The organism is Pedobacter sp. 05L430, assembly GCF_056397585.1.
Window position 1 is genome coordinate 1 of the sequence record NZ_JBFTNT010000313.1, and the last position, 4,744, is coordinate 4,744.

Below are 4,744 nucleotides of genomic sequence, written 5' to 3' on the forward strand. Positions count from 1 at the left end.
CAGTTAACCCCCGATTAGAATCGTTTAACATCAATTCTATTCCTTCAAAAGGTATTAACTTTTTCGGAAGTAATCCACAAACTGGTAGCCTGTTTATTCAGTTCAAAAACGGTGGCACCTACATTTATTCAGGTGTTCCGCAGGAAGTAAAATCAGGACTATTCAATGCAGATAGTATAGGTAGATACGTAACCACAAATATTGTCGGCAAATACGCTTCGGAAAAGTTAGAAGGGGTAGGCGTAGAAAAGAATTAAAGCATTACCAGCCAATATTGGCAAACACCTGGCCGCGGTGATCAGTGGCAAGCCGCTCAATATCGAGCAAATTCAAAATCCAATTCAAATGAGTACAGAAAGAAAATTATCTGGTAGCATCGCATTGACAAAATTGCAACATGTAATCCAGGAGAAAAAAGGAAAAAACGGTCCTGTTAAATGTATCGTTATTCCAATTGACGCTAACCTATTAACTGAAAAAGATGGTGCAGTTTACATGTCCGTAAACGTGAATTTTAAATCTGAGCAGGATAAATACGGACAGAATGGCTTTATCAGCAAGACTACGGACAGCAAGATTTGGAAGGAATTAGATGAAGAAGGTAAAAAAGCTGCACAAGAGTTGTCTCCAATATTAGGAAACATTAAAGACTTTTCTGGTGGTTCAGCAAATGATAATGCAGGAGCAGCTGTGGAAGGAGTGTTGGCTGAAGAAGATGATTTGCCTTTTTAGTATCCCTTCCTATGCATTAACTAATATTTTGCATATTCTTCGCCCTGCCTCGTTCGAGTGGCGGGGTTTGGAGGTGCCGGGATGGCTCAAATCCTAATATCATGTCAATTAACTCAAGCAAAGAAAAAACATTAGAAGAAATGACAAATCAAAATATAGAATTTATTTGGGCTTCACCAGAATGTTTTCCTGGGTTTAGTTCAGCAAAAGGAGGTGTAGTTATTGACTATTCACGTATACAAGATAGGGAAGGCCACGAGGAGTTGGCGACAATCATAACTCAATGTTTAGAATGTTCAAATTTCAGCAAGGAGGTAAGAAGATGATAAATAAGCAACATTTCCTGTATACAGAGGGTGGTGGCTTTAATCCCATCAAAGTTAAAAATCCGGAATCAGTAGAATTTTTAATAATAGATCTTTTCTGTGGAGCTGGCGGAACTTCTACTGGATTTCATCGTGCCTTATTTGGTGATGACCAGGTTGCCATTGTAATGGCTTGCATAAATCATGATCCAATTGCTATAAAATCTCATTGGCGTAATTATCCTGATGTTGTGCATTTTGAGGAAGATATTAGAACTGTTGAATTAGCGCCACTGGTTGAATTAATTGCAAAATATCGAATACTATACCCTAATGCTAAAATAATCCTTTGGGCAAGCTTAGAATGCACAAATTTCAGTAAAGCTAAAGGAGGTCAGCCGCGTGATGCAGATAGTAGAACCCTAGCTGATCATTTAGACAGATATGTTGATGCTTTAAATCCAGATTACATACAGATCGAGAATGTTGTAGAGTTTATGAGTTGGGGCCCCCTTGACGTAAACGGAAAACCTGTTAGCCGAAAATCTGGATCTGATTGGTTAAAGTGGTGTAAGCATATTGACTCATTCGGATATAGAAACGAATGGAAAGAATTGAACAGTGCTGATTTTGGTGCCTATACATCGCGTAATCGTTTATTTGGTTGTTTTGCTAAACCGAATTTACCTATTGTTTGGCCAGAAACAACTCACGCTAAAAAGCCGGGTTTAGATGGAATGTTTGGTGTTCAGCATAAATGGAAAGCGGTTAAGGATGTACTGGACTTTGATGATGAAGGTTTAAGTATCTTCAATCGTAAAAAACCATTGGTTGATGCTTCATTAGAACGTATTGAAGCTGGTTTAATCAAATTTGTTGCGGGTGGTAAGGATGAGTTTTTATTGAAATACAATTCCATGGCTAAAAATGGCGACAGAAAACAGTCTGTTGTTTCTGTTGATAAACCTGCACCAACAATATCTTGCCAAAACCGGACGGCAATGTGTTTCATTGCTAAATATTACAGTGGCAAACCATCTGGAATGGTTATACCTGTAACAGGGCCAGCAGGTGCTGTAAAATGTAAGGATGGACAATCACTCATAAAATGTGAATACTTTCTCTCAAAAGCTTATTCAGGTAAACCTGAAGGAAAAGTTATCCCAGTTACAGGGCCAGCGGGGACGATCCCAACAGTTGGGAATCATTCCTTAATAAAAGCTGTGCCGTTCATAGTACAGAGAAATGGAGGAAACCCGTCACATAGAATTCAATCAACTGAAAATCCATCGAGAACATTAACATCTACGGCCGGTAATCAGGAACTAGTAAAGGCCGTTCCTTTTATTTTAAACTATCATCATTCAAGCATTTGTAATTCAATGGACGTACCATGTCCAACATTGGTATGTAAAGATAAGTTAGCTATCATAAATGCTCAGCCTTTCATTATGAACACCAACTTTAAAAACGTTGGGAGCTCAGTAGATGAACCAGCAAAAACTTTGTTAGCCAGCCGCCATCATCCTTATATTGTTAATCCTGCTTTTTTGGCCAAATATTATGGAACTGGTGAGAATGCTGTTTCAATCGATACTGCCGCGCCCACTCTTGGTACAAAAGACACGTTATCCAAAATACAACCTATATTTTTTGATAAAACCTATTCAGGTAATGGAAATTCAAATCAATATCAATCGATCGAGCAACCTGCTGGCACATTGATGCCGAACGATAAGCACAGATTAATTAATTGCCAGCCATTTATTCTAAATCCCTCTCATGGCGGCCATTGCACAGGCACTAACGTTCCATGCGTTACAATAGTCGCAAGACAAGATAAAGCGCCATTGTACCTAATACAGTATTCAATTGATAAAAATGTTAACATCCCGATTTACGATGATGATAGCGCGGTGATGGTCAGAATTAAACAGTTCATGGCATTATATGGATTAGCCGATATCAAAATGAGAATGTTGAAGGTTTCCGAGCTGATACTTATACAAGGATTTCCATCCGATTATAAACTTGAAGGCAATCAAACAGACCAGAAAAAATTCATTGGTAACAGTGTTGTGCCTCATGTAGTAACATCCTGGTGTTTAGCAATGGCAGATAAATGTAGGACTTTAAGAATGGCAGCATGAAAATCCTATTCACCAAACTCAGCCCCGGACAGAAATTCTTCCCCGCACCAAATGCTACACCAAGGAGCATTCATATGGTACATGCAACTTACGTAAGTATTATCAGGCATGATGGCCCAACTAAGAAGGAGGATTGGTACGGACGAGTTTATCCGGATAGTCCTTTATGGAGTAAAGAAGTTGAAGTAATTGGCGCAAACATTAAACAAAAGAATTAAAGTTATGAATCCAAAATTACCTCCTGGCGTAGCTGAAGCCAGAAGAATAGCCAGGAATAAGGCGCAAAATGAAAGATTAAAGAAAGAACGAGCAGAAGTAAGGGCAGCGCAAGGGCTTCCTCCTAAGGGGGCATTAACACCTGAAGAACGAAGGGAACAGATGAAGATCTATATGCGAGGTGTTCGTGAGCGTCAAAGAATTGAAAATGCCGCTGAAATTGCTGAAATTAAAGCGAAAAAGGATGCTATACGAGCCAAAAAAGCTAAGTTAAATCGAGATCTACAAAATGCAAAGGCGAAAGAAAAACGCAGATTGGATAGAGAAGCGGGGAAACCTGATCTTCGTGTTAACAATGGAAGAAAGCCTATTGACGGAGTTAAACGCGTCTATATTCCAAAGCCAAAGTCTGAGCGTAAGAGTAAGATGCCGCCTATGACTATAAAGCACCAGGCTAAAGCAATACCAACTCGCGTCATTGATTTATCTACTTGTACTAAAGTTCGTATCGATAGCAAGACTGAAATTTACGTTAAACCTGGTCAGGATATAGAAGCGGTTAGGGCTAAATACATCGCAGCAAGATTAAAATTGTGATTATTATTATGCATTAACTAATAATTGAAATAATTGTTTATATTTGTTTTATCGCAACGGTAGACGGTTGTAAAAAGAAATTCAAACATTAACCCCTGTAAGTAGTATCTCTAGCGCATCAGCGCAGAAATGGCTGTCTACCACTCTATTTGCAGGGGTTAATGTTTAACTAAAATACGTGTTTTATGAAAAGACTTAATGGAATTCAGAACATTAACAACATCCATGTCGCTGTGTACTATTGCGAAAATAAAGGATCATTCCACATTTGCTCAAAAGATAAAATAGTTGCAAATCATGACTACGCAATTGTTATAAAAACCCATACAAATATTGCTGATTCATTTGTTAGTTGGGCCTCAAAGATTAACAACTTGTCTAATCAGCCGGACAAAAATTTCGACTATACTGGAGATAGGCCAATCATTTCTAAAATTAGATCGGATTGGCAAATATTTAAAACAGTTTACGAATCAATTATTATAAAATAGTTAAAAATGGAGGCTAAGCATCTTAAAAACTTGATATCCAGTAGAGGTATTAAACAGAAGTTCATTGCAGACAAGCTAAACGTATCAAATTCATTAATAACRCAATGGGTAAAAGGCATTAAACCTATACCTGAAAATCGCGTACAAAGTCTTAAAAGATTGTTTGCTTAATCTTTATAAAACAGTTAAAAAATTTTAACCAATGATAACATTATTATTTACGGATAAGTCCGGTGCTGAATTGTCAGCATAC

At 37.9% G+C, this 4,744-nt stretch carries 7 protein-coding genes; all 7 read left to right on the forward strand.

Translation table 11 applies throughout. From position 1 onward, the window contains the following. The coding region (locus AC1DG9_RS23405) for a KTSC domain-containing protein (protein WP_477635340.1) at nucleotides 1-257 on the forward strand (257 nt) is incomplete at its 5' end. A gap of 88 nt (nucleotides 258-345) precedes the next feature. Beyond that, nucleotides 346-732 carry a hypothetical protein gene (locus AC1DG9_RS23410; protein ID WP_477611921.1) on the forward strand — a complete coding sequence of 129 codons (387 nt, stop codon included), beginning with the start codon at nucleotides 346-348 and terminating at the stop codon, nucleotides 730-732. A gap of 292 nt (nucleotides 733-1,024) precedes the next feature. Beyond that, nucleotides 1,025-3,187, forward strand: a complete 2,163-nt coding sequence (locus AC1DG9_RS23415) for a DNA cytosine methyltransferase (protein WP_477635341.1) — start codon at nucleotides 1,025-1,027, stop codon at nucleotides 3,185-3,187. After that, complete coding sequence (locus tag AC1DG9_RS23420; RefSeq protein WP_477611923.1) at nucleotides 3,184-3,405, forward strand: hypothetical protein; 222 nt, start codon at nucleotides 3,184-3,186, stop codon at nucleotides 3,403-3,405. The genes AC1DG9_RS23415 and AC1DG9_RS23420 overlap by 4 nt, the downstream gene beginning before the upstream one ends. 4 nt (nucleotides 3,406-3,409) lie before the next feature. Beyond that, nucleotides 3,410-4,000, forward strand: a complete 591-nt coding sequence (locus AC1DG9_RS23425; RefSeq protein ID WP_477611924.1) for a PX domain-containing protein — start codon at nucleotides 3,410-3,412, stop codon at nucleotides 3,998-4,000. A 185-nt stretch (nucleotides 4,001-4,185) separates the two neighbouring features. Continuing rightward, nucleotides 4,186-4,491 carry a hypothetical protein gene (locus AC1DG9_RS23430; RefSeq protein ID WP_477611925.1) on the forward strand — a complete coding sequence of 102 codons (306 nt, stop codon included), beginning with the start codon at nucleotides 4,186-4,188 and terminating at the stop codon, nucleotides 4,489-4,491. A gap of 6 nt (nucleotides 4,492-4,497) precedes the next feature. After that, complete coding sequence (locus AC1DG9_RS23435) at nucleotides 4,498-4,662, forward strand: helix-turn-helix domain-containing protein (RefSeq protein ID WP_477611926.1); 165 nt, start codon at nucleotides 4,498-4,500, stop codon at nucleotides 4,660-4,662. Nucleotides 4,663-4,744 lie beyond the last annotated feature (82 nt).

Coding starts and splice junctions, on each gene's coding strand:
- AC1DG9_RS23410 (WP_477611921.1), top strand. CDS start 346: ATGAGTACAGAAAGAAAATTATCTGGTAGCATCGCATTGACAAAATTG.
- AC1DG9_RS23415 (WP_477635341.1), top strand. CDS start 1,025: ATGTTCAAATTTCAGCAAGGAGGTAAGAAGATGATAAATAAGCAACAT.
- AC1DG9_RS23420 (WP_477611923.1), top strand. CDS start 3,184: ATGAAAATCCTATTCACCAAACTCAGCCCCGGACAGAAATTCTTCCCC.
- AC1DG9_RS23425 (WP_477611924.1), top strand. CDS start 3,410: ATGAATCCAAAATTACCTCCTGGCGTAGCTGAAGCCAGAAGAATAGCC.
- AC1DG9_RS23430 (WP_477611925.1), top strand. CDS start 4,186: ATGAAAAGACTTAATGGAATTCAGAACATTAACAACATCCATGTCGCT.